Consider the following 24,562-nt stretch of genomic DNA (forward strand, 5'->3'; position numbering starts at 1 on the left):
CGGACCGGCAAGGCCTACGACCCGCCTGCAGCCAAGAGCGACAGCGTGCGCACATTGTCGGAGCCTTCGAAGTCGGCAAGCCGGGTCGGATACTGGCCGGTGAAGCAGGCGTCGCAGAATTGCGGCTGCTCGTTGTCGCGGCCGGCCTCGCCGACGGCGCGGTAGAGCCCGTCGATCGACAGGAAGCCGAGCGAATCGACGCGGATGAACTCGGCCATCTCCTCCACCGACATGCGCGACGCCAGCAGCTTCGACTTTTCCGGTGTGTCGACGCCGTAAAAGCAGGAGGCGCGCGTCGGTGGCGAAGCGATGCGCATATGCACTTCCTTGGCGCCGGCATCGCGCACCATCTGGACGATCTTCTGGCTGGTGGTGCCGCGCACGATCGAATCGTCGACCAGCACCACACGCTTGCCTTCGATCATGCGGCGATTGGCGTTGTGCTTGAGCTTGACACCCATGTGGCGGATCGAATCGCCGGGCTGGATGAAGGTGCGGCCAACATAGTGATTGCGGATGATGCCGAGCTCGAACGGAATGCCCGCGGCCTGCGAAAAGCCGATCGCCGCCGGCGTGCCCGAATCCGGCACCGGCACGACGATGTCGGCTTCGACCGGACTTTCCTGCGCCAGCTCGGCGCCGATGCGCTTGCGCACTTCATAGACGTTGCGGCCTTCGACCGACGAATCCGGCCGCGCGAAATAGACATATTCGAAGATGCAGAAGCGGGTCTTCTGCGGCTCGAACGGGAACAGGCTTTCGATGCCCTTGCTGGTGACGACGACCATTTCGCCGGGCTTCAGGTCGCGCACGAAACGCGCACCGATAATATCGAGCGCGCAGGTCTCGGAGGCGAGAATCCAGGCGCCGTCGAGATCGCCGAGCACCAGCGGGCGGATGCCGAGCGGGTCGCGGCACCCGATCATCTTCTTGGACGTCATCGCCACCAGCGAGAAGGCGCCTTCGACCTGGCGCACCGCATCGATGAAGCGCGAATTCAGGTCGCGCTCCTTGCTGGTGGCAACCAGGTGCAGGAGCGTTTCGGTGTCGGAGGTGGAAGAGAAGATGGCGCCCTGCTTCTGCAGGGCGCGCTGAACGGTCATAGCGTTGGTGAGATTGCCGTTATGGGCGACGGCAAAGCCGCCATCGGCAAGTTCGGCGAAGAAAGGCTGGATATTGCGCAGACCGGCGCCGCCGGTGGTGGCGTAGCGTGTGTGGCCGATGGCACGGTTGCCTTGCAGGCTGTCGATGACACGCTGCTTAGTAAAGGTGTCGCCGATCAGGCCGACATGGCGTTCGACATGGAATTGGGTGCCGTCATAGGAAACGATGCCGGCCGCTTCCTGGCCTCGATGCTGCAACGCATGCAGACCGAGCGTTACGATGGCTGCGGCGTCCTGCCGGCCGAAAATGCCGAACACGCCGCATTCGTCGTGGAAATGGTCGTCGGCTTCGGCGGAAAGCACGTCGTCTGCGTCTGCCACTGAGGCTGCCATTGGGGCTCAAGCTCCGCTAAAGTCGCCATATAAGGTCATAGCGCATCGAAAGCAACGCACGTCGTGCGGCGTTCACATGATCGACAGTCTTGAGCCTCGCAAGTCTGTCGAAATCAGTTTGCCGGCGCCGGGTTTGCAGGTGCCGGCGTCGCGGGCGCATTGTCGGCCGGCGGCGCATCGCTGTCGTCGGGTGCCGGAGCAGTGGCGTCGTCGCCGGCGGCAGGGGCTTCCGCTGCAGGCGCATCGGGGGCCAGAGGCGTCTCGGTGGCCGGCTGATTCGGATTGAGCTTGTTGAGGATGGCGTTTTCCGGATCCTCGGGCAGCAGGCTTTCGAGCTTGGCGCCGATCGATTCGAGCAATGGCTTTGACTTGGCGTTGGCAATCCAGCCTGGAGCCTTGGCGCCGGCCAGCCAATTGAAGAAAAGCAGCGCGACAGCGACGACCAGGATGCCGCGCGCCGCGCCATAGAGGAAGCCAAGTGTACGATCGAGCGCGCCGATCCTGGAATCGATGATCCAGTCGGCGAGCTTCATGGTGATGACCGAAACGACGATCAGCGCGACAATGAAGACGATACCGGCGGCCGCCGCCATGGCGGCCTTTTCGTTGTCGACATAGGGCTGAATGTAAGGCAGCACCGGCTTGTAGAAGAAGAAGGCGGCGGCCGCGGCGGCTGCCCAGGAGATGATCGACAGGATCTCGCGCGAAAAGCCGCGAACCATAGCGAGCATCGCCGAGACCAGGGTGAAGCCGACGAGAATTCCGTCAAGCAGCGTAATCGGCATGTTTTTCGCCCCACTCCGATCTCTTTTTCACGGCCCGACGAGCCGCATCACTCTTGCTCGTCGGCGCGGCTGCGCCGAGAGCCGGCTATTCGCGCCACGAGATCGGCAAGCTCGGTGGGCTGGAAAGCGCTGGCTCCGATCCCCCCGACCGCATTACCACCAACAAGTTCCTCGCTGCCCAAGGGCAGAACCGCGCGTCCGAAACCCAGCTTTTCGGCTTCCTTGAGGCGCTGCTGCGCATGCGCAACCGGCCTCACCGCACCCGACAGGCTGATTTCGCCGAAATAGACGCAATCGGCGGGAAGGGCAAGACCGGTGAGCGAGGAAACCAGTGCCGCCGCCACTGCCAGGTCGGCCGCCGGCTCCGAAATGCGGTAGCCGCCGGCAACGTTGAGATAGACGTCGTGCGTGCCGAAGCGGACGCCGCAATGGGCTTCCAGAACCGCCAGGATCATCGACAGCCGGGCACCGTCCCAGCCGACGACGGCGCGGCGCGGTGTGCCCAGCGTCGATGGCGCCACCAGCGCCTGGATCTCGACCAGCAAGGGCCGTGTGCCTTCCATGCCGGCGAAAACCGCGGCACCCGGCGACTTCGCATGGCGCTCACCGAGGAAAAGCTCGGACGGGTTGGCGACTTCCCGCAAGCCCTTGTCCGACATTTCGAAGACACCGATCTCATCGGTCGGCCCGAAGCGATTCTTGACCGTGCGCAGGATGCGGTAGTGGTGGCCGCCTTCGCCCTCGAAATAGAGCACCGCGTCGACCATGTGCTCGACGACGCGCGGTCCGGCGATCTGGCCCTCCTTGGTGACGTGGCCGACCAGAACGATCGCCGCCCCTGTGGATTTTGCGTAGCGGATCATCGCCTGGGCGGCGGCACGCACCTGGGTCACCGTGCCGGGCGCCGAATCGGCCATATCGGTCCACAGCGTCTGGATCGAATCGAGAATGACCAGATCCGGCCGCTTACCATCGGCGATGGTGGCGAGGATGTCCTCGACATTGGTTTCGGCGGCGAGCTCGACCGGGGTGTCGGCGACGCCGAGCCGCTGGGCGCGCAGCCTGATCTGCGCGACCGCCTCTTCGCCCGAGACATAGACGATGCGGTGGCCCTTTGCCGCCAGCGCGGCCGCGGCCTGGGTGAGCAGCGTCGACTTGCCGATGCCGGGATCGCCGCCGACCAGCAGCGCCGAGCCGCGCACGAAGCCGCCGCCGGTGGCGCGGTCGAGCTCGCCGATGCCGGAGACGATGCGCGGCGCGTCCTCGATATCGCCGGACAGGCTGGTCAGCACCACCGCGCGGCCCTTGCGGGCGTTGCGCATGTTGGCCGGGCCCGAGCCGATGCCGCCTGCCGTGCCTTCTTCGACCAGCGTGTTCCACTCGCCGCAGGCATCGCATTTGCCGGCCCAGCGCTGATGCACGGAGCCGCAATTCTGGCAGATGAACTGGACGCGGGATTTGGCCATCAGGCGCGGCCTGCGACAATTGAAAGACAGGTCGGCGGGACAGCGCCCCCCTCTGTCCTGCCGGACATCTCCAATCTCCCCCCTCGTGGGGGAGATGTCCGGCAGGACAGAGGGGGGCGTGAAGGAACGCCGTACTCCCGCATTCTTGTTGCGACATCTGCCAAACGCTTACTCAAACCTCTCCGCAATATGATGCTCTTCCGCAAGGTCCGAGAAGCGGGTGAACTCGCCCTGGAAGGCGAGGCTGACCGATCCCGTTGGGCCGTGGCGCTGTTTGGCGACGATGACCTCGGCCTTGCCGCGCATCTCGTTCATCTCGTGTTCCCATTTGATGTATTCGTCGGTGCCCGGCTTCGGCTCGCGGTTCTTCAGATAATATTCCTCGCGGTAGACGAACAGCACCACGTCGGCGTCCTGCTCGATGGAGCCCGATTCGCGCAGATCCGAAAGCTGCGGGCGCTTGTCGTCGCGGCTCTCGACCTGGCGCGACAGCTGCGACAGCGCGATGATCGGCACCGCCAGCTCCTTGGCTAGTGCCTTGAGGCCGGTGGTGATCTCGGTGATTTCCTGGACGCGGTTTTGCGAGGATTTCGCGCTCGATCCCTGCATCAGCTGGATATAGTCGATAACGATGACGTCGAGGCCGCGCTGGCGCTTCAGGCGACGCGCGCGGGCCGACAGCTGAGCGATGGAAATGCCGCCCGTCTGGTCGATGAACAGCGGGATTTTCTGCATTGTCTGCGAGCAGGCGACCAGCTTTTCGAAATCCATCTCGCTGATCTCGCCGCGCCGGATTTTCGACGACGGGATTTCCGTCTGTTCGGAAATAATGCGGGTGGCCAGCTGTTCGGATGACATTTCGAGCGAAAAGAAGCCGACGACGCCGCCATTGGCCGCCTTGAACGAGCCGTCCGCCTGCTGCGCCGGGACATAGGCCTCGGCGATGTTGAAGGCGATATTGGTGGCGAGCGAAGTCTTGCCCATGCCGGGGCGGCCGGCAATGATGATCAGGTCGGACGACTGCAGGCCGCCCATGCGGCGGTCGAGATCGCGCAAGCCGGTAGCAACGCCCGACAAATGCCCGTCGCGCATATAAGCCGCATTGGCCATGTCGACGGCGGTCTTGACGGCATCGGTGAAGCTCTCGAAGCCGCCATCGTAGCGGCCGGTTTCGGCCAATTCGAACAGGCGCCGCTCGGCATCCTCGATCTGGTCGGAGGGCGACATGTCGACCGGCGCGTCATAGGCGATGTTGACCATGTCCTCGCCGACAGTGATCAGCGCGCGCCGCGTCGCCAGATCGTAGATGGCGCGGCCATAGTCGGTGGCGTTGACGACGGTGACGGCCTCGACCGCCAACCGCACGACATATTGCGCCACCGTCATGTCGCCGACCTTCTCGTCGGCCGGCAGGAAGGTCTTCAGCGTGATCGGCGTCGCAATCTTGCCCATGCGGATGAGCTCGGCCGCGACCTCGAAGATCTTTCTATGCAGCGGCTCGTAGAAATGGCCGGGCTTCAGGAAGTCGGAGACGCGGTAGAAGGCATCGTTGTTGACCAGTATGGCGCCGAGCAGCGCCTGCTCGGCCTCGATATTGTTCGGCGCCTCGCGATAGAGCGGTGTTTCCGCCACGCCGAATTTTCGTGCTGCCTCTGCCATGATGTCCCCGGTCCTGATCCCCGTCTTTCGATATCAGAACGAGACAAGTCGGTGATGACTTATCTGCATCAGTCCCCAACCAACCAACTTTGATGCCCGCGATTCACAGCCAGGATCTTTCGGTGGAAAGAATCTCGATTGACTCGAATCAAGATGGCGAGCCTAGCCGTTCTCGGGCGAGAACAAAACAGGAAAATAGCTGCCGGGTCATTCCGGCAAGGCATCACCCCAATCCAGTCGCCGCGCGGCCTTGAACGTCTCGCCGTCGCGCTTGGTGAACAGTCGCTCGGCAGCACCCCCTTCCTGTTCGCAAAGCTTCAGCAAGACCTTGCCGGACCCCGACTTCGGCGGTGCGATCACTCGCGCTCGAGGCGGAGCGGCCGGATGGCGGGAGGCCGCGACAAAGATGAATTTCTCGTCCTCCCACGGCACCTCGGCATCCTTGGCCAGACGGTGCAGGCGCGAGCGGGCGACGCGGCGGGCGAAATGGCACCAGTCGGGGGCAACGAGCGGGCAGGGCGCCTCATGCGGGCAGGGCGCAAGCACGTGCGCGCCCGCCTCGATCAACTGCCGCCGCACGGCAAGAATACGCTGCCAGCCGGCCGGCGTGCCCGGCTCGACCACCAGCAGCGTGTCTGCGGTCAGCTGCCAGAGCCGGTCGATGAGTTTTGCCAGCGATGCCGGCACGATCTCATCCAGCACATAGGCTGAAGTCACCAGCTCGGCCGGCTCCAGATCGACCAGGTCGATGGTGATGTCGCCGGTCCGCCAGGCGGTCCTGGCCGTGATCGCATCCGCGGCAAGTGCTTCGCCGACCCTTCGTACCGCGGCGCCGGCCTCGAGTAGCACCGCCTGTTCGAGATCCGGCCAGAGATTGATTGTGGCCCAAAGCACCGTGCCAGGGCCGGCGCCGACATCGAGCAAGGTCTTCGGAGCATAGTCGGGCCGAGACTCGCCCACCGCATCGAGGCTGGCGCGAACGGCCGCATAGGTCGCCGGTAGCCGCGTTGCCAGATAGGCCTTCACCGCCACGTCTTCGGCCATGTGCAGGCGACCGTCGCGCAACTCTGCGCGGTAGCGGTCCGACAGCGTCTTTGCCGCTTGCTTAAGCATTGGCAAAGGCACCTGTTCGAGAAGGCGGTCGACGCCTTGTCTAAGCGGGACGGGCAGTTCCATCGCTTAGGCAGTCCGAGGTGCGAGCAGAATGACCGAGGCGCCAACGATGCAGATCGCGGCACCGGCAAGATCCCAGCGGTCGGGGTGCACGCCTTCCGCCAGCCACAGCCAGGCCAGCGAGGCGGCAATGTAGATGCCGCCATAGGCGGCGTAGGCCCGGCCCGCCGCGCTGGTGTCGACCAGCGCCAGCAGCCACGCGAATAGCACGAGCGAGACGAGACCGGGCGCCAACCACAGCGGCGACTTGTCCAGCCGCCACCACGCCCAGAACGAAAAGCAGCCGGCGATCTCGGCAAGTGCGGCGGCGACGTAGAGGAGGTAGGTCATGAAAAAAGATCCCGCGTTTGACGGGACCCTTTTCAGAGTGCCGGCCGGCAATGGCAAGTGGCGATGGCGTGATGCCGGCAGTCTACTCCGGATCCGCCACCTTGCGGCGGCGAGTGGGCTTGGCAACCGGAGCCTTTTCGCGACGTCCAAGATCGCGCATCTCCAGCGCCTTCTCGCAACTGGCCATGTAGTCGCGCGTCATCGGCAGCGTGTCGTTCTTCTTGGCAATCTGGATCTGGAAGATCACCAGATCCTGCCAGCGGAAGGCAGCTTCCGAGGCGCCAAGATAGAACTCCCACATGCGGCAGAAGCGCTCGTCATAAATCGCCCTGGCCTTGTCGCGGTTGGCCGCGAAGCGCTCGCCCCAATGCTTCAGCGTCTCGGCATAATGCAGCCGCAGAACCTCGATGTCGGTGACGACGAGCCCCGATTTTTCGATGGCCGGCATCACTTCGGATAGCGACGGGATGTAGCCGCCCGGGAAGATGTACTTGCGGATGAAGGCGCTGGTTGCCCACGGCACGCCGGAGCGGCCGATCGTGTGCAGCAGCATGACGCCGTCCGGCTTCAGCAGCGTCGCCGACTTGTCGAAGAAGGTGCGGAAATGATTGACCCCGACATGCTCGAACATGCCGACGGAGACGATGCGGTCGAAACGTTCATTGAGTTCGCGATAGTCCTTGATGTCGAAATGCACCCGGTTTTGCAGGCCTTGCGCATGGGCGCGGTCGGTGGCGACGCCGTGCTGCTCGGTCGACAGCGTCACGCCCTGTACGTCGACGTCGAACGCCTTGGCTAGATAGAGCCCAAGCCCACCCCAGCCGGAGCCGATATCAAGAACCGTCTGGCCGGCCTTCAGCCTGAGCTTGGCGGCGATATGGCGCTTCTTGGCCGCTTGGGCCTCGTCGAGAGTCATGTCCGGCTGCTCGAAATAGGCGCAGGAATATTGCATGTCCTCATCGAGGAAGAGACGGTAGAGGTCGCCCGACAGATCGTAATGGCGCTGCACGTTGCGGCGCGCCCGCGACGCCGTGTTGATCTGCTGCAGGCGCCGGAAGGCGTGGCGCAGACCTTCGATCGCCTTCGACCAGGTGGCATCGATACCGCCGCTGCCCATGTTCTGGAAGGCAATCCGCATCACCCCCAGCACGCCGCCCTCGAGAATGTCGAGTTCACCGTCCATGTAGGCTTCCGGCACCGCCAGCATCGGATCGAAGGTTATTGCGCGCTCGGCATGCCTTGTCTTGATGTGCATGTGCACCGGCTCGCCGCTGCCGTCACCGAAAGTCACCATCGAGCCTTGCGGCCCTGTCACCTTGAGATTGCCTGTGCGGACCAGGCGGTCGAGAACGCGTTTCAGCAGAATATTCATGACCAATTGTCCCCTCTCGGCCAGACATGCTGTCCTATTCTGCATCAAGATATAGGGGTTCGAAAAGTTCCATTTGGCATAAAAATGCCCGGGTACGAGGCCCGGGCATTGGTCCAGAACAGCGATTAGCCGGCGAATGCCGACGAATGACGATCAGCCGTTGTCTTCGCCGCCTTCGAACTCCGCATTCGGATCGAAGAAGTTTTCCGGCCGCGCATTATCGTTGATGTCCTCGCCGTAGATGGCTTCGGCGGTGGTCAGCGTTTCGCCCTTGGCCTGGCGCTCGGCTTCGTCGGCCGTGCGGGCAATGTTGAGCGTGATGGTAACCTCGACTTCCGGGTGCAGCGCGATCGCCACATTGGTGACGCCGATGGTCTTGATTGGCTGGTTGAGCAGGATCTGGTTGCGGTTGACCGAAAAACCTTCCGCCGTCACCAGCTCGGCGATGTCGCGCGTCGAGACCGAACCATAAAGCTGACCGGTTTCGCCGGCCGAGCGCACGGCGATGAAGCTCTTGCCGTCGAGCTTTTCTGCAATCTGCGCGGCTTCGGACTTGCGCTCCAGGTTGCGGGCTTCAAGCTGGGCCCTCTGTCCCTCGAACTTCTTCTTGTTAGTTTCGTTGGCGCGCAGCGCCTTGCCTTGCGGCAGCAGGAAATTGCGGGCAAACCCGTCCTTGACCTTGACGGTATCGCCCATCTGGCCGAGGCGGGAAACGCGTTCGAGAAGAATGACTTCCATGGTTTTGTTCCTTCGCTTGGGCGCTGTCCTCAGGATCGGCGCCGAGTTGTCTGGAACAGGTCAGGAAGCTGGGGCGTCGTCGCCTGTGTCGCTGTCCTGCCTGTCGCGGCAGTTAGGATCTCTTGTTGAAATCCAACCCGGGATTTGGTGTTCGATCCGGCTACGCCCGTCGTGGCCGGTGAAAAGCGGGCGGCGAACCGCCCGCTGGCTAGACCATGATCCCGAAAAGTGGAAACCGGTTTTCGGATAAGATCATGGTCAACTAATCAGTGTTAGCGGACCACGTAGGGCAGCAGGCCGAGGAAGCGGGCGCGCTTGATCGCCTTGGCGAGTTCGCGCTGCTTCTTCTGGCTTACGGCGGTGATACGCGATGGAACGATCTTGCCGCGCTCGGAGATGTAGCGCTGCAGAAGCCGCACGTCCTTGTAGTCGATCTTCGGCGCATTGGCGCCGGAGAACGGGCAGGTCTTGCGGCGACGGTGGAAGGGGCGCCGGGTTGGGATCTGGTTGATGTCGACCATTATTCTGCGGCTCCTTCAAAGCCTTCGCGCGGACGGCGCGGGCCACGATCGGCACCGCCATCGCCGAAGCTGCGCGGCGGACGATCACCACGGTCACCGCGATCGCGGTCGCCGAATGAGCGCGGGCCACGATCGCCACGGTCGCGGTCGCCGAAGCCGCCGCGTTCCGAGCGCTCTTCGCGCTTCTGCATCATTGCCGACGGACCTTCCTCATGCGCATCGACCTTGATGGTCAGGAAACGCAGCACGTCCTCGGACAGGCCCATCTGGCGCTCCATCTCGTTGAGCGCGGCCGGCGGGCAGGTGATGTCCATGAGTGTATAATATGCCTTCCGGTTCTTGTTGACCCGGTAGGTGAGGGACTTCAGTCCCCAGTTCTCGACCCGGCCGACGGACCCGCCATTCGCGGTGATGACGCCCTTGTACTGTTCGACAAGCGCATCGACCTGCTGCTGCGAGAGGTCCTGCCGGGCAAGAAACACATGTTCGTATAGAGCCATAGTGTTTGTGCCTTTCTTCGTTTCTCTCCCGGTTCCCGGCGGCAAAAGCCTCTGCAACTTCTCTGACCCGCAATCCTTGCGAAGGCGGGGAAGAAAGGAGCATGACGAGACGGTCGAGAGCGGAGACACGGGAGGCGGAAGCGCTTCTGGCTTCACGCGAAGGTTTCGAAAAACCTCCGGCCCTCCGTTCAGCCCCCAGCAAGGACCGGCAGATTGCGGGCGTCTATACAGGAATTTGACCGCAAAGCAAGGCCAAACCACGGAGCAAACGGCCCTAACGTCCCAGAGCGCCACGGGCCTCGACGGCAAGGCTTACGGATTCCTGAAACCGGACCTTAACCACCATGCGAAGTTCCAGCACCGGCGGGCGTGGCGGCAACCCCTCGTTCATCATGCGGATGCAAAAGCAAACAGTCTGCGCGAGTTCGGCAGCAGGCGGTTTGGGGACAAAAATGCTTTTCGACAAATTCTGCCGTTCGAAGAGCGGCAACTTTGCCCTGATGCTGGCGTTCGGGCTGCCTGCGGTTCTGACCGCCGTCGCCTTTGCCGTGGACGTGTCCACCTTGATGAGGGCCAAGGTCAGCTTGCAGAATGCGCTCGATGCCGCGAACCTTGCATCTTCGCATCTCGGCGACATCGAGGCTTCGCGCAAGGACGTCTTCGACCGCTACTTCCAGACCAATGTCGCCGGCCACAGCGAGTTGAGGAACGCCGAAGCGACGCTTACCGTGGAAAGGGGCCTCAATTACATCCAGACCAAAGCTGTCGCCACGGCGGACGTCAATTTGAACTTCGCCTTCCTGTTCGGCAACGACAGGCGCATCACCGTCGATGCCGGCGCCGTCGAATCGACCAATCAGCTCGAAGTCGTGCTGGTGCTCGACAATACCGGGTCGATGGCCAGCAACGATCGCATCGGCGCATTGCGGACGGCGGCAACGGCCCTGATCGATATGCTCGAAGCGGCGAAGTCGCCGACGCGCAGCGTACGTGTCGCGGTGGTGCCGTTCGTCACCGCGGTCAACGTCAAGGGCGAGGACTACGATCCGGCCTGGATCGACATGGCCGGCAAATCGCCGAACAACGGCGCCAATTTCCCCTCGGTCGGCGGCAAGCGCGTCAACCATATGGATCTGTTCAAGCAATTGGGCGTCGAATGGAGAGGCTGTGTCGAAGCGCGGCCAGGAACCAACAATGTTTCCGACATTTCGCCCGACCAAAACAAACCGGACACCCTGTTCGTACCTTATTTCGCGCCGGACGATCCAGGTAACGCTAGAAATCCAAACAGCTCCTACGGCAATTCAGCGACCGGCTACAACAATTCCTATCTCGACGATACCGTCGTCACCCTGCTTCCCGGCCTCACCAGCGACATGGCGAAGTACAGTGTTTCGACGATGAAGCTGATCAACGACAAGAGAGGCCCACTGACTATCGGCCCAAACCGGGCCTGTCCGACGCCGATAGTGCCGCTGACCGATGATTTCGACAAATTGCGGAAGGCCGTCGGTGAGATGATCGAATGGAACGGCTCGGGGACCAATGTTTCGGAAGGCTTGTCATGGGGGATGCGGGTGCTCTCGCCGGAACCGCCTTACAGCGACGGCGCGCCGTTCAGGGCGTCAGGCACGACCAAAACGGTGCTGCTGCTCACCGACGGCGAGAATGTTGTCTATGGCGCGAAGGATACGCCACAGAAGTCGGACTATGGCTCCTACGGATTCCTGGCCTCGGGTCGGTTTGGATCCAGCGACCAGACCGCGGCTGCGCGCAATGTCGACGATTGGACAACCAATGTATGCAACACATTGAAGAAGCAGGACGTGCAGATCTTCACAGTGCTGCTGCAGGCCGACACCGCAGCCAACCGCAAGCTCTACGAGGCCTGCGCATCGTCGCCGTCGGACTATTACCCGACCAACGACGTCAGTCAGCTCGAAAGCGTCTTCCTGAAAATCGGAAGCTCGATTTCGCAGCTGCACTTGACGAACTGAACGACGTCGGCCGCTCTCCCGCCGCCGCTGCTCAACTCGTGTGTGCAGCCACTTTGCCTGTGGTTTCAGGGAAGAAATCGGGCGCCGCATGGCGCTTGCCGAACATCATGTCGTATTGCAGCAGACGGAAGTCGCGGATTGCCGGATCGATCTCTTTCTGACGCGACCAATCGGGGGTGGCGTCGCCCCCCGGTGCCAAAAGCAAATTGCGGTCGATAACGCGGTAGCGCTCTCGCAACTGTCCGAGGAAGCCGGTGTAATAGGGATGGCTGATGCCGGCTGTCTTCAGGATATGGTAGGGCAGGAAGGACGGGCTGACGGCGCCTAGATCCTCGGCCGGGCCGCTGCGATTCGACCAGACGATCAGCGGCGTCTGGTGGTGCAGCAGCATCTGGTCGGCCGCCTCCTTGCGCGGCGCAACATTGTCCTTCAGGAAGCCGGTCTCGACGTAGACCGGCCCAAGCGGCGGCAGATGGTCGCCGAAGAACGCGATGACGGTCGGCCGCTCGCGTTTCTTCGCCCATTCGATCAGCCGCTCGAGGCCGCGGTCCGCGTCGGAAGAGCCTTCGGCATAGCTCAACAGCGATTCACGCGCCCATTGGCTGATCGGCGCCTGCACCTTGTGGGTCGGATTGTTATAGCGATACGGCTCATACGGCCCGTGGTTCTGCAGGCTGACGGCGAAAAAGAACACCGGCTCGGCGCTGGTATCGGCTTCGTGGATGATCTCGTCGGTCATCGCAGCGTCCGACGCGAGCGGTCCGCGCTTCTGCATGGGCGGCAACGTCTCCTCGGACTTGAAGTCGTTGAAGCCGAAATCGGCATAGACGGCCCCCCGGTTCCAGAACCAGTTAGTGCCGGGATGGATGGCGCGCGCCCGGTAGCCCTGACTTTTCAGGAAGGTCGCCAGCGAGGGAGTCGGTGTCCGCACATATTGCTGGTAGGGAATGCTGCCCGCCGGCAGGAAGGCGTTGGAAAAGCCGGTCAGGGCCTCGAACTCGATGTTGGCCGTCATGCCGCCGAACTCGGGCGAGAACATGTAACCCGTGCGCAGTGCCCGCACATTGGGGATAGGGTCGGGTGTGATGGTGACGCCGGGTAGCTTGGTCGGATCCCAGAAGGATTCGCTCATGACGACGATGATGTCGGGCTTCTCGGCAGGTACCGAGGCGGTCACCTGCGGTTTGCCGATCGCTTCGATCGCCTTGTCGGAATAGCCGGGCGGCGCCGAGACATGCGCCATCGGAACGTTAAGCGCGAAGGCGAGCGCAAAACCGTTCGAGGCATAGTTTTCCTTCTGGTCCCACATGATCGGGATGATCTGCAGCCGGTCGCGCGTCCACGAGAAAGTGGCATAGTCCATGATGGAAACGAAGAAGGCGATCAGCGGTACTGTCAGCGTCAGCCGGGCAAGGCGGCCCTTGTGGCTGAGCGCCGGAACGCGGCGGCGCCATAGCCGCCAGCCATAGACGAGCAGCGACAGCCCGCCGACGATGCCGATCGCCAGGGCAATGGCGGTTCCCGGGCGATCGCGTACCAGAAGCGGCATCAGTGCCACGATCTGCCGGGAATAAAGGAAATCGGTCGGATAGAGCGGATCGCCGAGATACAGCGACTTCTGGTGGCCGACGAACGCCAGCGACAATGTCAGCGGCGCGACGATCATCAGGCTCTGATGACTGCGGCCGAGCACGGCGTCGAGGCCGATGAGGATCAGCGCAAAAATGATGATCGTGGTCCAGCCGGGTTTGAAAGGCTGCAGAAAGAAATCAATGGTGCCGGCAAAGTTGCCGCGCACGATCAGTTCGATGGCAAACACAAGGATGGCCGCAGCCAGCAAGCTGATAAGGCCATAGCGGATGACAGGCCATTTGCGCGCCGGCAGATAGCCGGTCGACGGATCGCCTTCAAGAAACTGGGGCGCCGCCTCGGCTGCGCTCTGCTTGGTCTTTGCCACTTCAATAGTTCCCCGGCCCGCAACAAAAGCGTCACTCGATTGTCATCGAACTGTCACGCAAAGCCTAGCGCCTGTGGCGGAAATAAGAAGAGCCAGCAAACAAATCGTGAGCGGTTTTCATCATGAGTGATCGCCAAAAAGCCTGCCGAAACAGGCACTCGGCCGATATTACGCGATCAAGGTTGGACTTGACTTGGCCGCACGCCTTGCGTCACAGGCAACGTGAACCAGCAGCTGGGAGCCGCCGATGGCCATCGCATTCACCTTTCCGGGGCAGGGCAGCCAGGCTGTCGGCATGGGCAAGGACCTCGCCGATACCTTTGTGGAATCGCGGCGGATCTTCGAGGAAGTTGACGACGCGCTCGGCGAAAACCTATCGAAGCTGATCTGGGAAGGCCCGGAAGAGACGCTGACGCTGACCGCCAACGCCCAGCCGGCGCTGATGGCGGTGTCGCTTGCCGCAATCCGGGCGCTGGAGGCGCGCGGCTTCTCCCTGAACGGCAAGGTCACCTATGTCGCCGGCCACTCGCTCGGCGAATATTCGGCACTTGCGGCCGCAGGGTTCGTTTCGGTCGCCGACGCCGCCCGGCTGTTGCGCATCCGCGGCAATGCCATGCAGGCGGCTGTGCCGGCCGGCGAGGGCGCCATGGCGGCGATCATCGGGCTGGAACAGGCCGACGTCGAAGCCGCTTGCGCAGAGGCCGCCCAGGGCGCCGCCAAAGATCCCGCACAAGCCTTGGTTTGCCAGATCGCCAATGACAATGGCGGCGGCCAGCTGGTGATCTCCGGCGCCAGGCCAGCGGTCGAACTGGCGGCGAGGCTATGCACGGAGAAGGGCGCCAAGCGGGCGCTGATGCTGCAGGTCTCGGCGCCCTTCCATTCGGCATTGATGAAGCCTGCGGCCGAGATCATGCGGGAGGCGCTGGCCGCCGTGACGAAGAGTGCGCCGGTCGTGCCGCTGGTCTCCAATGTTACGGTGACCCCGACGAGCGATCCCGACGAGATCGCCCGCCGACTCGTCGAACAGGTGATCGGGCGCGTGCGCTGGCGCGAAACGGTGGAGTGGTTCGGCAGCAACGGCGTTGTGACGCTTTACGAAGTGGGCGCCGGCAAGGTGCTGTCGGGGCTGGCCCGCCGCATCAACCGCGACATTGCCACCAGCAGCATCGGATCGGCGGCGGAGGTCGAGATGGCGCTTGCCGCCTTGGGTGACCACGTAGCTTGAATTCATCAGTGCTTGCCGCTACATGAATACATGTATCGCAACAAGGTGCGGCATGCCCACATCGATCCGCCTTTCTCCTGAAGTCGAGCAGCGCCTGGATTTTCTCGCGGCCAAGACTGGTCGCAGCAAGGCCTACTATCTGCGCGAGCTCATTGAACGTGGTCTGGAGGACTTGGAGGATTACTACCTGGCTGCCGAAGTCGTTGAGCGGATCAGGCGTGGTGAAGAAGACGTCATGAGAGCCGAGGACTTCTGGCGTGGCCTGGACGCTTGAATACGCCCACTCGGCGCGAAAATTTGTCGAAAAACTGGATCCGCAGACACGTCACCGTATCCGTGATTTTATTGAAAACCGCATTGCCGTTCTCGACAACTCGCGTGAACTCGGCAAACCGCTGAAGGGCCCGCTCGCAACCTTTTGGAGATATCGCGTCGGGGATTATCGCATCATTTGCGATGTGCAGGATAACCGGCTCGTCATTCTGGTGGTAACCATAGGCCACCGCGGCAACGTTTACAGATAGCCGAACTCACCGGCCCGTATGATTGGCCAGTACGATTTGGGAAGAGGATAAAGCATGTTCGAATTGACCGGCCGCAAGGCGCTCGTCACCGGCGCATCGGGAGGTATCGGCGAGGCGATCGCCCGCGTGCTGCACGGCCAGGGCGCCATCGTCGGCCTGCATGGCACACGTATCGAGAAATTGGAGGCGCTGGCCGCCGAACTGGGCGACCGGGTCAAGCTTTTCCCGGCCAATCTTTCCAACCGCGACGACGTCAAGGCGCTCGGCCAGAAGGCGGAAGCTGACCTCGAAGGCGTCGACATCCTCGTCAACAATGCCGGCATCACCAAGGACGGGTTGTTCGTGCGCATGGCTGACGCCGACTGGGATAGCGTGCTCGAGGTCAACCTGACCGCCGTGTTCCGGCTGACCCGCGAGCTTACCCATCCGATGATGCGGCGCCGCCATGGCCGCATCATCAACATCACTTCAGTGGTTGGCGTCATGGGTAATCCCGGCCAGACCAACTATTGCGCCTCCAAAGCCGGTATGATCGGCTTTTCCAAATCGCTGGCGCAGGAGATCGCCACCCGCAATATCACCGTCAACTGCGTCGCCCCGGGCTTCATCGAATCGGCGATGACCGCCAAGCTCAACGACAAGCAGAAAGAGGCGATCATGGCGGCGATCCCGACCCGGCGCATGGGCACGGGCGCCGAAGTCGCCTCAGCCGTCGCCTACCTCGCTTCCAACGAGGCAGCCTACGTCACCGGCCAGACCATTCATGTGAATGGCGGCATGGCAATGATCTAACACTTGGCAAAACGCTTCATTCCGTCTTGGATGCACGGGATTTTTCGTGTAATGCCGCCCGCAACCCGGCGGTTCGGGCAAAAACCGGTCCTGTTCCGCTGCGTTTCCGGCAGGACCATCTTTCAGCTTGATTAGCGGCATTCTGCCCGCTAACGAAGACAGACAACCAAAAGACGAGGATGCCCAAATGAGTGACACCGCAGAGCGCGTCAAGAAGATCGTCATCGAGCACCTTGGCGTCGATGCCGACAAGGTGACGGAGCAGGCGAGCTTCATCGATGATCTGGGCGCGGACAGCCTCGACACGGTCGAACTTGTCATGGCGTTCGAAGAAGAGTTCGGTGTCGAAATCCCGGACGACGCCGCCGAGACCATCCTGACTGTTGGCGATGCGGTGAAATACATCGACAAGGCCTCCGCCTGACGCTATTTGCAGTCATCACCGGGGAGGACCTGCGATGAGGCGTGTCGTCGTCACGGGCCTTGGGCTGCTTTCGCCGTTCGGCATGGGCTTCGAGCACAGCTGGAAGGAGCTTCTGACCGGCCGCAGCGCAGCCAAGCGCATCACCGAATTCGAGGTGGAAGATCTTGCCTGCAAGGTCGCCCACGTCATTCCGCGCGGTGACGGCTCCAATGCCACTTTCAATCCTGAAGCCGTTCTCGAGCCGAAGGAACTGCGCAAGATCGGCGACTTCATTCTGTACGGGATCGCGGCCGCCGACGAGGCACTCAAGGATTCCGGCTGGCAGCCGAAGACGCATGAGGAACAGTGCGCCAGCGGCGTGCTGATCGGTTCGGGCATCGGCGGCATCGAAGGCATCGCCGAGAATGCGATGATCCTCAAGGAACGCGGTCCGCGCCGCATCAGCCCATTCTTCATCCCTGGCCAGATCATCAACCTCGTCTCCGGTCAGGTCTCGATCCGGCATGGGCTGAAAGGCCCCAACCATGCCGTCGTCACCGCTTGCTCGACCGGTGCGCACGCCATCGGCGATGCCGCCCGGCTGATCATCTGGGGCGATGCCGACGTTATGGTCGCAGGCGGCGCCGAAGCGCCGGTGACGAGACTGTCGGTCGCGGGGTTCGCCGCTTGCCGCGCGCTCTCCACCGAGCGCAACGATGCGCCACAAACGGCCTCACGCCCCTATGATCGCGATCGCGACGGCTTCGTCATGGGCGAGGGCGCCGGTGTTGTCGTGCTCGAGGAGCTCGAACACGCCAAGGCCCGCGGCGCCAAGATCTATGCCGAGGTCACCGGCTACGGTCTGACCGGTGACGCCTATCACATCACCGCGCCTGCCGAGGACGGCGACGGCGCTTTCCGTTGCATGACCGCGGCGCTGAACCGGGCGAAGCTGACGCCGGCCGATGTCGACTACATCAACGCGCACGGCACCTCGACCATGGCCGATACGATCGAACTCGGCGCCGTCGAGCGGCTGGTCGGCAACGCCGCCTCGAAGATATCGATGTCGTCGACCAAATCGTCGATTGGCCACCTGCTGGGCGCGGCTGGTGCTGCCGAGGCGATCTTTTCGATCCTCGCCATTCGCGACAACATCGCGCCGCCGACCATCAATCTTGACAATCCGGAGCGCGAAACGGCGATCGACCTGGTGCCGCACAAGCCGCGGGCCCGGCAGATAGACGTGGCGCTGTCCAACTCCTTCGGCTTCGGTGGCACCAACGCCTCGCTCGTCTTCCAGCGCTACAATGGCTGACCGCTCTGCCGGTTTCCGTCTGCCGTCAATTTTGCCATATTCGCCCCTACTCTGCCCGAGGGGATTCGTCGCAAGATCAAATGGTAGGGCGCTATGAACACAAATCCGGCCGATAACGGGGAATTCGGGCAACGGCCAGCAACGCCCACGCCCGGCCCGATCGTGCCGAAGACGGCCAGCGAGGCGTTGCGGCCCGAGGCCGGCACGCCGCCGCCGAAGCGCTCGCGTGCCTCGCGCAGCCAGTTCGTCGTGTTCATGAACTTCGTCATCTCTTCGGTGATGCTGATGGTGCTGGCGGCAGGTGTTGCGCTGTATTTCGGCAAGCAGGAGTTCAACGAGCCCGGCCCGTCGGCCAATGGCGACACTTTCCTGGTCAAGCCGAATACCGGCGTCCAGGAGATCGCCGACCAGCTTGAGCGGCGAGGGCTGATCAGCGACGCCCGCATTTTCCGCCTTGGCGTGCGCGCCTTCGGCAATGATTCCGCCCTGAAGGCCGGCGAATACGAGATCAAGCCGCAGGCGTCGATGCACGATATCATGGAACTGCTGAAGAGCGGCAAGTCGGTGATGTATTCGCTGACCATCCCCGAGGGGCTGACGGTCGAGCAGGCGCTGCAACGGATCGCCGAGCAGGACGCGCTGACCGGCGATATGCCGTCGACCACTCCACCTGAGGGCAGCCTCGCCACCGACACGCTGCGTTTCACCCGCGGCGCAACACGCCAGCAGATGGTCGACAAGCTTCTGGCCGACCAGAAGAAGCTGGTCGACGAGGTCTGGCAACGCCGAGCGCCGGATCTGCCGATCGCCAACGTTGAGGATTTTGTCACCCTGGCCTCTATCGTCGAGAAGGAGACCGGCAAGGGCGATGAACGCTCGCGCGTAGCCGCCGTCTTCCTCAACCGGCTGGCCAAGGGTATGCGGCTGCAGTCGGACCCGACCATCATCTACGGCCTGTTCGGCGGCAAGGGCAAACCCATCGACCGCCCGATCTATCAGTCGGACATCCAGAAGCCGACGCCCTACAACACCTATCTGATCAACGGGTTACCGCCGACGCCGATCGCCAATCCCGGCCGTGCGGCGCTGGAGGCTGTCGCCAATCCGTCGAAGACCAGCGATCTCTACTTCGTCGCCGACGGCAGCGGCGGGCACGTCTTTGCCTCGACGCTCGATGAGCATAACGAGAATGTCGCTCGCTACCGGGCACTGCTGAAAAAGCAGGCGCAGGACGCCGCCAAGGCCGGAGCAACCAATACCGGAGCCGACACGCCGGCGGGAGCCATCGTTGACGATGCAGGCCCCACCGCCGCCCAGTAGGGCCGGACGCCATCAGTTTGGCCCTGTGCATGTCCGGGTGGATGTGCAAGGGCTGCCATGGCATTGAAATTCACATGGTCCTGTCCGGAGAAAATCGCTCCGGCTTGAGGGGCATTCGGCAAAGGGACGCACGGCTACATGAACTTGCAGAGCATGACCGGTTTTGCGCGCAGTGTCGCCGAACACGACGGCACTTCGATTGCCTGGGAAGCCAAGTCCGTCAACGGCAAAAGCGTCGAGGTCAGGCTGCGGCTGCCGCAAGGTTTCGACCGGTTGGAGCCGGCCGTCCGGCAGACGGTGCAGAAGCGTTTTGCGCGCGGCAATTTCCAGATGACGCTGACCATTGGCCGCGCCGCCGGCGCGCAAGCGCAACCCGTGGTCAACGAGGCTTTCCTGAAGGATCTGGCGGGCTTGGCCAAGCGGCTGCAGGAGCAGTTCGGAGTAGCCCCTGCGGCGGCCGACGGCCTGCTTGCGCTGCGCGGCGTCCTCGACATTCCCGAAACCATCGAAACCGAAGAGGCGCGCAGTGCGCTCGATACCGCAATACTGTCGGCGCTGGAAGCAGCACTGAACGGGCTGCACCAGGCGCGCCAGGGCGAAGGTGCGGCACTTCGTTCCCTGCTGTCCGGCCATATCGATGCCATCGAGGCGCTGACGCTGCGGGCCGAGGCCGATCCATCACGCGAACCGGCCACGATCCGCGAAAGGCTCGCCGAGCAGATCCGCCTGTTGATGGACGCGTCTGCCAACCTGGACGCCAGCCGGCTGCATATGGAAGCGGCGTTCCTGGCCACCAAAGCCGACATACGCGAGGAGATCGACCGGCTGAAGACACATGTGGCGTCAGGCCGGGCGCTGCTCGGCGGCGGCGGCGCCATCGGCCGCAAGCTCGATTTCCTGGCACAGGAATTCAACCGCGAATCGAATACGCTGTGTTCCAAGTCGAATGCTGCCGCGGTCACCGCCATCGGGCTGGAACTGAAGGCGGTCGTCGACCAGTTTCGCGAACAGGTCCAGAATCTGGAATGATCCCGATGCCAAGCCACATGACTGCCAAGCCCCATGACCGCTAGGGATGTGGGTTCCCGCATTCGGCGCCGCGGGCTGATGCTGGTCTTGTCGTCGCCGTCAGGCGCCGGCAAGTCGACGATTGCGCGCAATCTGCTGGAGAGCGATTCCAGCCTGGAATTGTCGGTCTCGGTCACCACGCGGCCACGCCGCGGCAGCGAGATCGAGGGCGTCCATTACCATTTCCGTACCATGCGCGAGTTCGAGCGGCTGCGCGATTCCGATGCGCTGCTCGAATGGGCGGAGGTGCACGGCAATTGCTACGCGACGCCGCGCGAGCCGGCTGAACAGGCGCTGGCCGAAGGCCGCGACATGCTGTTCGACATCGACTGGCAAGGCGCTCAGCAGCTCAAGGAGAAGATGCGCGCCGACATCGTCTCGATATTCATCCTGCCGCCATCGATGAAGGAATTGAAGGCGCGGCTGAAGCGTCGCGCCGAGGACCAGGAAGCGGTGATCGAGACGCGGCTCAAGAACGCCCGCAACGAGATCGAGCACTGGAAGGAATATGATTTCGTCATCGTCAACGACGATCTCGACCGCGCTTTCGCCGAGGTGCGCGGCATCGTCACCGCCGAACGGCTCAGACGCGATCGCCGGCCCGGCCTGTTCGATTTCGTCTCGGGGCTGCTCGACGAGAAGACGGATTGATCAACGCGCTATCCCCTCGACCAGGATCAGATTGCGGCTGAGCGCGGCGTCGCGCAGCTCCAATGCAGCGGCGTATTCGGCCGAGCGATACCAGCGCCGCGCCGTGTCCATGTCGGGGAATTCGACGATGATCAGCGGCCCGGGAGACCAGTCGCCTTCCAACATTTCCACCTTGCCACCGCGTACCAGATAGCGCCCGCCGTGCTGGGCGATGGGGGCAGCCGCGCGGATGCGATAAGCTTCGATCGCCTCTGCGTCGCGGATCGTGACGTCGGAAATGACATAGGCGGCCATTGCTTGTCTCCGGGCAGTTTTGTCCGGCTATCTATGCCGTGAGAGCGGAAATTCCACGCAGACGCGTCCCGGCATCACACCGCGTTGGTCAGGCGAACGAACTCCTCGACGCTCAGGGTCTCGGCGCGCCTGGTCGGATCGATGCCGGCACGGGCAAGCAGCGCCTCGCCGCCGAGGCTTTTCACGCTCTGCCGCAGCATTTTCCGGCGCTGGCCAAACGCCGCTTCGGTGACGCGGCTGAGCCGTTTCACCTCTGCCGGCAAGGGGCTGGCGCGCGGCACCAGATGCACGACCGAGGACGTCACCTTGGGTGGCGGCGTGAACGCCTGCGGCGGCACGTCGAAGGCAATCCTCGCCTCCGTCCGCCAGCCTGCCAGCACGCCGAGCCGACCATAGGCATCGCTGCCGGGGCTGGCTGCAAGGCGTTCGGCGACCTCGCGCTGGAACATCAGTGTCATCGATGTGTAGAAGGGCGGCCACTCGGTAACGGTCAGCCAGCGGATCAGCAATTCGGTGCCGATATTGTAGGGCAGGTTGGCAACGATTTTCGCCGGCCCGCCGCCTCCCGGCACTCCTTTTGCAAGCGCTGCAAAATCAGCTTTCAGCGCATCGCCGGCTACGATCTCTAGCCGGCCCGGATAGTGGTTCGCGATCTCGGCCAAGGCCGCCAGGCAGCGCTCATCGCGCTCGATGGCGACGACCCGCCGGGCGCCGTTGAGGAGCAGGGCCCGGGTCAGCCCGCCCGGACCGGGACCGACCTCGATAACCGTAACGTCGCTCAGGTCGCCGGCGGTTCGCGCAATCTTGCTTGTCAGGTTAAGGTCGAGCAGAAAATTCTGGCCCAGCGCCTTTTTCGCCTGCAGCCCATGGCGCTCGATCACCTCGCGCAGTGGCGGCAGGCCGTCTATGCTCATCGGGCTGGGCTCATCAGGCGGGCTCATCGGGTTAAGGCCATCGAATATGGCTGATTGGGCTCAGGGCCTACGGCCTTTTCCCGGTATCGGCAAGAACGCGAGCGAGTTTCAGCGCTGCAATCAGGCTGCCGGCACGGGCGATGCCCTTGCCGGCGATGTCGAAGGCGGTGCCGTGGTCGGGCGAGGTGCGGACGAAGGGCAGGCCGAGTGTGACGTTGACCGCCTCGTCAAACGCCAGCGCCTTGGCCGGGATCAGCGCCTGGTCGTGATACATACAGAGCGCCACGTCGTAGCCGGCGCGGGCGCGAGCATGAAACAGCGTGTCGGCCGGCAACGGCCCGAAAGCGTCGATCCCTTCCTGCCTCAGCCGGTCGACCGCCGGGCGCACGATCCGCTCGTCTTCGGTGCCCATGGTGCCGCCTTCGCCGGCATGCGGGTTGAGGCCGGCAATGGCGAGCCGCGGCTTGGCAATTCCGAAGCGGTTCGCAAGGTCGGCGGCGGTGATGCGGCCGGTGGCGACGATAAGGTCCGTCGTCAGCGCTTTCGGCACCTCGGCCAGCGCGATGTGGATGGTGACCGGCACGGTGCGCAGGTCCGGTCCGGCAAGCAGCATCACAGGCGTCACTTCGGTGCCGGTGTGAAGCGATGCCAGATGCGCCAGATATTCGGTGTGGCCGGGAAAGCGAAAGCCGGCGTCGTAGAGCGGCTTCTTGGCAATGGGGCAGGTGACGACCGCGGCAGCGCGGCCGGCCAGGCAATCGGCAACTGCGCAGTCGATCGCCTCGATGATGCCGGCGGCGTTGGCTGGATCCGGGCGGCCGGGACTGTCGACGAAACGGGCAGCAAGCGCCACCACCGGCAGCGCGCGCGAAAACACCCCCGGCGCTAACGCCGGCGTCGTCTCGGCAATCGCGATATCGGTGCCGAGCCTGTGCGCCCGCGCGGCAATCAGTGCCGGATCGGCAAGGAGATAAAATGACGGAACGCCAGCGCTTTCGCGGGCCTGCCAAGCAGCGATGGCGATGTCCGGCCCCACGCCGGACGGATCGCCGACGCTCAACGCCAGCGGAAGCTCTGCGTCAGCCACGGCGCTTCGACTTCAGCGCTCGATTATGCGGGCTTTCTTCCGCAACTCCTCGACATATTTCTTCGAGAGTTCGTCGGCGTTCTTGTCGCTCGAACCTTCACTCTGGAACACCATCTGCGCGGCTTTGTCGTCTGACACTTCGCGCGACGAGCAGATGCCGATGAATTCGACACCGCGGTCGGTTTCGCGCGTCGTGGTGGCGCCGCCGACCTTTGTAGCCTTTATCTGCTCGGCCCAGTCCGCCGGCAATTGCGGCGCCAGCACCCGGCCGAGATCGCGAACGGTGACATCGATCAGGCCCTTGGCGAATTCGCGCGTGGTGTTGCAGCCGTTGAAGCGGGCGCGCATAGCGTCGGCTTCGCGTTTGCGCTTGGCCAGCGTCGCGCTGCGCTCGGCCGCCGGCACCACGAAGATGACCTGCTGCAGCATGTACTCTGTGGCGCTCGGTTTGCTGCCGCCTTTTTCGAGCATGCGCTTGACGAGGTCCTGCTCGCTCATGGCGCCGCCGCCGTCGCTAGAACGGTGACGCGCCGTCAGCGCCTGGTTCCAGGCCATCTGCGCCCGGATAAAGTCCTTGAAATGCTCCTTGGTGACGCCGGATTGCGCCATCGCGCCGTCAAGCTGCTTGAGCGGCATCTTGTTGCTGGTGGCGAAACGCTGATAAGCGGCATCGACCTGCTCGTCGCTGATGCGGATGCCGAGCCGCCGGGCTTCGGCCAGGCGCAGCGTCTGGTCGATCATTTCCTGGCCGGCATCGCCCTTTCTGTGCTGCAGGCGCAGGAAAGCGGCCCGATGCTGGATGTCGCCGGTGGTGATCGGTATATTGTTGACGACGTATTTGATCTCGGTGGCGAAAACTGGCCGCGTCACCGCGGTGGTCGAGAACGCCACCAGCAGCGCGAACCCTGCCGAAAAGAGGTATTTCCTCATCGAAAGCATCCCAATTCCATCCCGATTCAGCCGAAACCTATC

General features: G+C 63.2%; 25 protein-coding genes. 10 read left to right on the plus strand and 15 right to left on the minus strand.

Going from position 1 to position 24,562, the window contains the following annotated elements:
• Nucleotides 1-14: 14 nt before the first annotated feature.
• From purF to rpsF, 10 genes are all read right to left on the minus strand, one after another.
• Nucleotides 15-1,484, minus strand: coding sequence for an amidophosphoribosyltransferase (purF, locus tag NKH49_RS20000; protein WP_023677717.1), 1,470 nt, complete (start codon nt 1,482-1,484; stop codon nt 15-17).
• A 125-nt stretch (nt 1,485-1,609) separates the two neighbouring features.
• The gene (locus NKH49_RS20005) at nt 1,610-2,281 is read right to left on the minus strand and encodes a CvpA family protein (RefSeq protein ID WP_023677716.1); all 672 of its coding nucleotides are present in this window, start codon (nt 2,279-2,281) and stop codon (nt 1,610-1,612) included.
• A 47-nt stretch (nt 2,282-2,328) separates the two neighbouring features.
• Nucleotides 2,329-3,747 (minus strand): DNA repair protein RadA, encoded by a 1,419-nt coding sequence (radA, locus tag NKH49_RS20010; protein WP_352927450.1) that lies wholly within the window; start codon nt 3,745-3,747, stop codon nt 2,329-2,331.
• Nucleotides 3,748-3,915: 168 nt separating this feature from the next.
• Nucleotides 3,916-5,406, minus strand: a complete 1,491-nt coding sequence (locus NKH49_RS20015; RefSeq protein WP_352471085.1) for a replicative DNA helicase — start codon at nt 5,404-5,406, stop codon at nt 3,916-3,918.
• A gap of 207 nt (nt 5,407-5,613) precedes the next feature.
• Entirely contained in the window at nt 5,614-6,582 is a 969-nt protein-coding gene (locus tag NKH49_RS20020; protein ID WP_352927453.1) for a small ribosomal subunit Rsm22 family protein, read from the minus strand.
• 3 nt (nt 6,583-6,585) lie between these two features.
• Nucleotides 6,586-6,909 (minus strand): YnfA family protein, encoded by a 324-nt coding sequence (locus NKH49_RS20025; RefSeq protein WP_352467171.1) that lies wholly within the window; start codon nt 6,907-6,909, stop codon nt 6,586-6,588.
• A gap of 82 nt (nt 6,910-6,991) precedes the next feature.
• Nucleotides 6,992-8,281 carry a cyclopropane fatty acid synthase gene (locus NKH49_RS20030; protein WP_352927457.1) on the minus strand — a complete coding sequence of 430 codons (1,290 nt, stop codon included), beginning with the start codon at nt 8,279-8,281 and terminating at the stop codon, nt 6,992-6,994.
• Nucleotides 8,282-8,434: 153 nt separating this feature from the next.
• Nucleotides 8,435-9,019: a 50S ribosomal protein L9 gene (gene rplI, locus NKH49_RS20035; protein ID WP_352542730.1), complete on the minus strand. Its 585-nt coding sequence runs from the start codon at nt 9,017-9,019 to the stop codon at nt 8,435-8,437.
• Between the two features lie 272 nt (nt 9,020-9,291).
• Entirely contained in the window at nt 9,292-9,540 is a 249-nt protein-coding gene (gene rpsR, locus NKH49_RS20040; protein WP_006203718.1) for a 30S ribosomal protein S18, read from the minus strand.
• On the minus strand, nt 9,540-10,040 hold the full coding sequence (gene rpsF, locus NKH49_RS20045; RefSeq protein ID WP_292663863.1) for a 30S ribosomal protein S6: 501 nt from the start codon (nt 10,038-10,040) through the stop codon (nt 9,540-9,542). The genes rpsR and rpsF overlap by 1 nt, the downstream gene beginning before the upstream one ends.
• Nucleotides 10,041-10,492: 452 nt before the next feature.
• On the opposite strand from rpsF, the gene NKH49_RS20050 reads away from it, so the two are divergent.
• On the plus strand, nt 10,493-12,037 hold the full coding sequence (locus NKH49_RS20050; RefSeq protein WP_352927461.1) for a pilus assembly protein TadG-related protein: 1,545 nt from the start codon (nt 10,493-10,495) through the stop codon (nt 12,035-12,037).
• A 31-nt stretch (nt 12,038-12,068) separates the two neighbouring features.
• Here NKH49_RS20050 and NKH49_RS20055 read toward each other — a convergent pair whose 3' ends face one another.
• Entirely contained in the window at nt 12,069-13,994 is a 1,926-nt protein-coding gene (locus NKH49_RS20055) for an LTA synthase family protein (protein WP_352493155.1), read from the minus strand.
• Between the two features lie 247 nt (nt 13,995-14,241).
• On the opposite strand from NKH49_RS20055, the gene fabD reads away from it, so the two are divergent.
• From fabD to gmk, 9 genes are all read left to right on the plus strand, one after another.
• Nucleotides 14,242-15,219, plus strand: a complete 978-nt coding sequence (gene fabD / locus NKH49_RS20060; RefSeq protein ID WP_352927464.1) for an ACP S-malonyltransferase — start codon at nt 14,242-14,244, stop codon at nt 15,217-15,219.
• Between the two features lie 52 nt (nt 15,220-15,271).
• Nucleotides 15,272-15,493 (plus strand): type II toxin-antitoxin system RelB family antitoxin, encoded by a 222-nt coding sequence (gene relB / locus NKH49_RS20065; RefSeq protein WP_352467166.1) that lies wholly within the window; start codon nt 15,272-15,274, stop codon nt 15,491-15,493.
• Complete coding sequence (locus NKH49_RS20070; protein ID WP_352927467.1) at nt 15,477-15,743, plus strand: type II toxin-antitoxin system RelE family toxin; 267 nt, start codon at nt 15,477-15,479, stop codon at nt 15,741-15,743. Before relB ends, NKH49_RS20070 begins: the two co-directional genes overlap by 17 nt.
• Nucleotides 15,744-15,797: 54 nt before the next feature.
• Nucleotides 15,798-16,535: a 3-oxoacyl-[acyl-carrier-protein] reductase gene (gene fabG, locus NKH49_RS20075; RefSeq protein WP_352471093.1), complete on the plus strand. Its 738-nt coding sequence runs from the start codon at nt 15,798-15,800 to the stop codon at nt 16,533-16,535.
• A 187-nt stretch (nt 16,536-16,722) separates the two neighbouring features.
• Nucleotides 16,723-16,959 carry an acyl carrier protein gene (locus NKH49_RS20080; protein ID WP_006203723.1) on the plus strand — a complete coding sequence of 79 codons (237 nt, stop codon included), beginning with the start codon at nt 16,723-16,725 and terminating at the stop codon, nt 16,957-16,959.
• A 34-nt stretch (nt 16,960-16,993) separates the two neighbouring features.
• On the plus strand, nt 16,994-18,256 hold the full coding sequence (gene fabF, locus NKH49_RS20085; protein WP_352818231.1) for a beta-ketoacyl-ACP synthase II: 1,263 nt from the start codon (nt 16,994-16,996) through the stop codon (nt 18,254-18,256).
• A 93-nt stretch (nt 18,257-18,349) separates the two neighbouring features.
• A complete protein-coding gene (mltG, locus tag NKH49_RS20090; protein ID WP_352927470.1) occupies nt 18,350-19,576 on the plus strand; it encodes an endolytic transglycosylase MltG in 1,227 nt (408 codons plus the stop codon).
• A 138-nt stretch (nt 19,577-19,714) separates the two neighbouring features.
• On the plus strand, nt 19,715-20,605 hold the full coding sequence (locus NKH49_RS20095; RefSeq protein ID WP_352471095.1) for a YicC/YloC family endoribonuclease: 891 nt from the start codon (nt 19,715-19,717) through the stop codon (nt 20,603-20,605).
• Between the two features lie 33 nt (nt 20,606-20,638).
• Complete coding sequence (gene gmk, locus NKH49_RS20100; RefSeq protein ID WP_023677701.1) at nt 20,639-21,295, plus strand: guanylate kinase; 657 nt, start codon at nt 20,639-20,641, stop codon at nt 21,293-21,295.
• On the opposite strand, the gene NKH49_RS20105 is transcribed toward gmk, so the two are convergent.
• The 4 genes from NKH49_RS20105 to NKH49_RS20120 form a co-directional block, all read right to left on the minus strand.
• Nucleotides 21,296-21,589, minus strand: a complete 294-nt coding sequence (locus NKH49_RS20105; protein WP_352471096.1) for a DUF1330 domain-containing protein — start codon at nt 21,587-21,589, stop codon at nt 21,296-21,298.
• A 74-nt stretch (nt 21,590-21,663) separates the two neighbouring features.
• Complete coding sequence (gene rsmA / locus NKH49_RS20110) at nt 21,664-22,503, minus strand: 16S rRNA (adenine(1518)-N(6)/adenine(1519)-N(6))-dimethyltransferase RsmA (protein ID WP_352927475.1); 840 nt, start codon at nt 22,501-22,503, stop codon at nt 21,664-21,666.
• A 67-nt stretch (nt 22,504-22,570) separates the two neighbouring features.
• On the minus strand, nt 22,571-23,590 hold the full coding sequence (pdxA, locus tag NKH49_RS20115) for a 4-hydroxythreonine-4-phosphate dehydrogenase PdxA (protein WP_352850107.1): 1,020 nt from the start codon (nt 23,588-23,590) through the stop codon (nt 22,571-22,573).
• Nucleotides 23,591-23,602: 12 nt separating this feature from the next.
• Nucleotides 23,603-24,529: a peptidylprolyl isomerase gene (locus NKH49_RS20120; RefSeq protein ID WP_352453231.1), complete on the minus strand. Its 927-nt coding sequence runs from the start codon at nt 24,527-24,529 to the stop codon at nt 23,603-23,605.
• Nucleotides 24,530-24,562 lie beyond the last annotated feature (33 nt).

Origin of the sequence: Mesorhizobium sp. M1088 (genome assembly GCF_040318575.1) — a bacterium.
GTDB lineage: Bacteria > Pseudomonadota > Alphaproteobacteria > Rhizobiales > Rhizobiaceae > Mesorhizobium.

Bases quoted from the DNA above. Each gene is read 5' to 3' on its own strand.
- NKH49_RS20005 (WP_023677716.1), bottom strand. From the start codon at position 2,281: ATGCCGATTACGCTGCTTGACGGAATTCTCGTCGGCTTCACCCTGGTC.
- radA (WP_352927450.1), bottom strand. From the start codon at position 3,747: ATGGCCAAATCCCGCGTCCAGTTCATCTGCCAGAATTGCGGCTCCGTG.
- NKH49_RS20015 (WP_352471085.1), bottom strand. From the start codon at position 5,406: ATGGCAGAGGCAGCACGAAAATTCGGCGTGGCGGAAACACCGCTCTAT.
- NKH49_RS20020 (WP_352927453.1), bottom strand. From the start codon at position 6,582: ATGGAACTGCCCGTCCCGCTTAGACAAGGCGTCGACCGCCTTCTCGAA.
- NKH49_RS20025 (WP_352467171.1), bottom strand. From the start codon at position 6,909: ATGACCTACCTCCTCTACGTCGCCGCCGCACTTGCCGAGATCGCCGGC.
- NKH49_RS20030 (WP_352927457.1), bottom strand. From the start codon at position 8,281: ATGAATATTCTGCTGAAACGCGTTCTCGACCGCCTGGTCCGCACAGGC.
- rplI (WP_352542730.1), bottom strand. From the start codon at position 9,019: ATGGAAGTCATTCTTCTCGAACGCGTTTCCCGCCTCGGCCAGATGGGC.
- rpsR (WP_006203718.1), bottom strand. From the start codon at position 9,540: ATGGTCGACATCAACCAGATCCCAACCCGGCGCCCCTTCCACCGTCGC.
- rpsF (WP_292663863.1), bottom strand. From the start codon at position 10,040: ATGGCTCTATACGAACATGTGTTTCTTGCCCGGCAGGACCTCTCGCAG.
- NKH49_RS20050 (WP_352927461.1), top strand. From the start codon at position 10,493: ATGCTTTTCGACAAATTCTGCCGTTCGAAGAGCGGCAACTTTGCCCTG.
- fabD (WP_352927464.1), top strand. From the start codon at position 14,242: ATGGCCATCGCATTCACCTTTCCGGGGCAGGGCAGCCAGGCTGTCGGC.
- relB (WP_352467166.1), top strand. From the start codon at position 15,272: ATGCCCACATCGATCCGCCTTTCTCCTGAAGTCGAGCAGCGCCTGGAT.
- fabG (WP_352471093.1), top strand. From the start codon at position 15,798: ATGTTCGAATTGACCGGCCGCAAGGCGCTCGTCACCGGCGCATCGGGA.
- NKH49_RS20080 (WP_006203723.1), top strand. From the start codon at position 16,723: ATGAGTGACACCGCAGAGCGCGTCAAGAAGATCGTCATCGAGCACCTT.
- fabF (WP_352818231.1), top strand. From the start codon at position 16,994: ATGAGGCGTGTCGTCGTCACGGGCCTTGGGCTGCTTTCGCCGTTCGGC.
- mltG (WP_352927470.1), top strand. From the start codon at position 18,350: ATGAACACAAATCCGGCCGATAACGGGGAATTCGGGCAACGGCCAGCA.
- NKH49_RS20095 (WP_352471095.1), top strand. From the start codon at position 19,715: ATGAACTTGCAGAGCATGACCGGTTTTGCGCGCAGTGTCGCCGAACAC.
- gmk (WP_023677701.1), top strand. From the start codon at position 20,639: ATGACCGCTAGGGATGTGGGTTCCCGCATTCGGCGCCGCGGGCTGATG.
- NKH49_RS20105 (WP_352471096.1), bottom strand. From the start codon at position 21,589: ATGGCCGCCTATGTCATTTCCGACGTCACGATCCGCGACGCAGAGGCG.
- rsmA (WP_352927475.1), bottom strand. From the start codon at position 22,503: ATGAGCATAGACGGCCTGCCGCCACTGCGCGAGGTGATCGAGCGCCAT.
- NKH49_RS20120 (WP_352453231.1), bottom strand. From the start codon at position 24,529: ATGCTTTCGATGAGGAAATACCTCTTTTCGGCAGGGTTCGCGCTGCTG.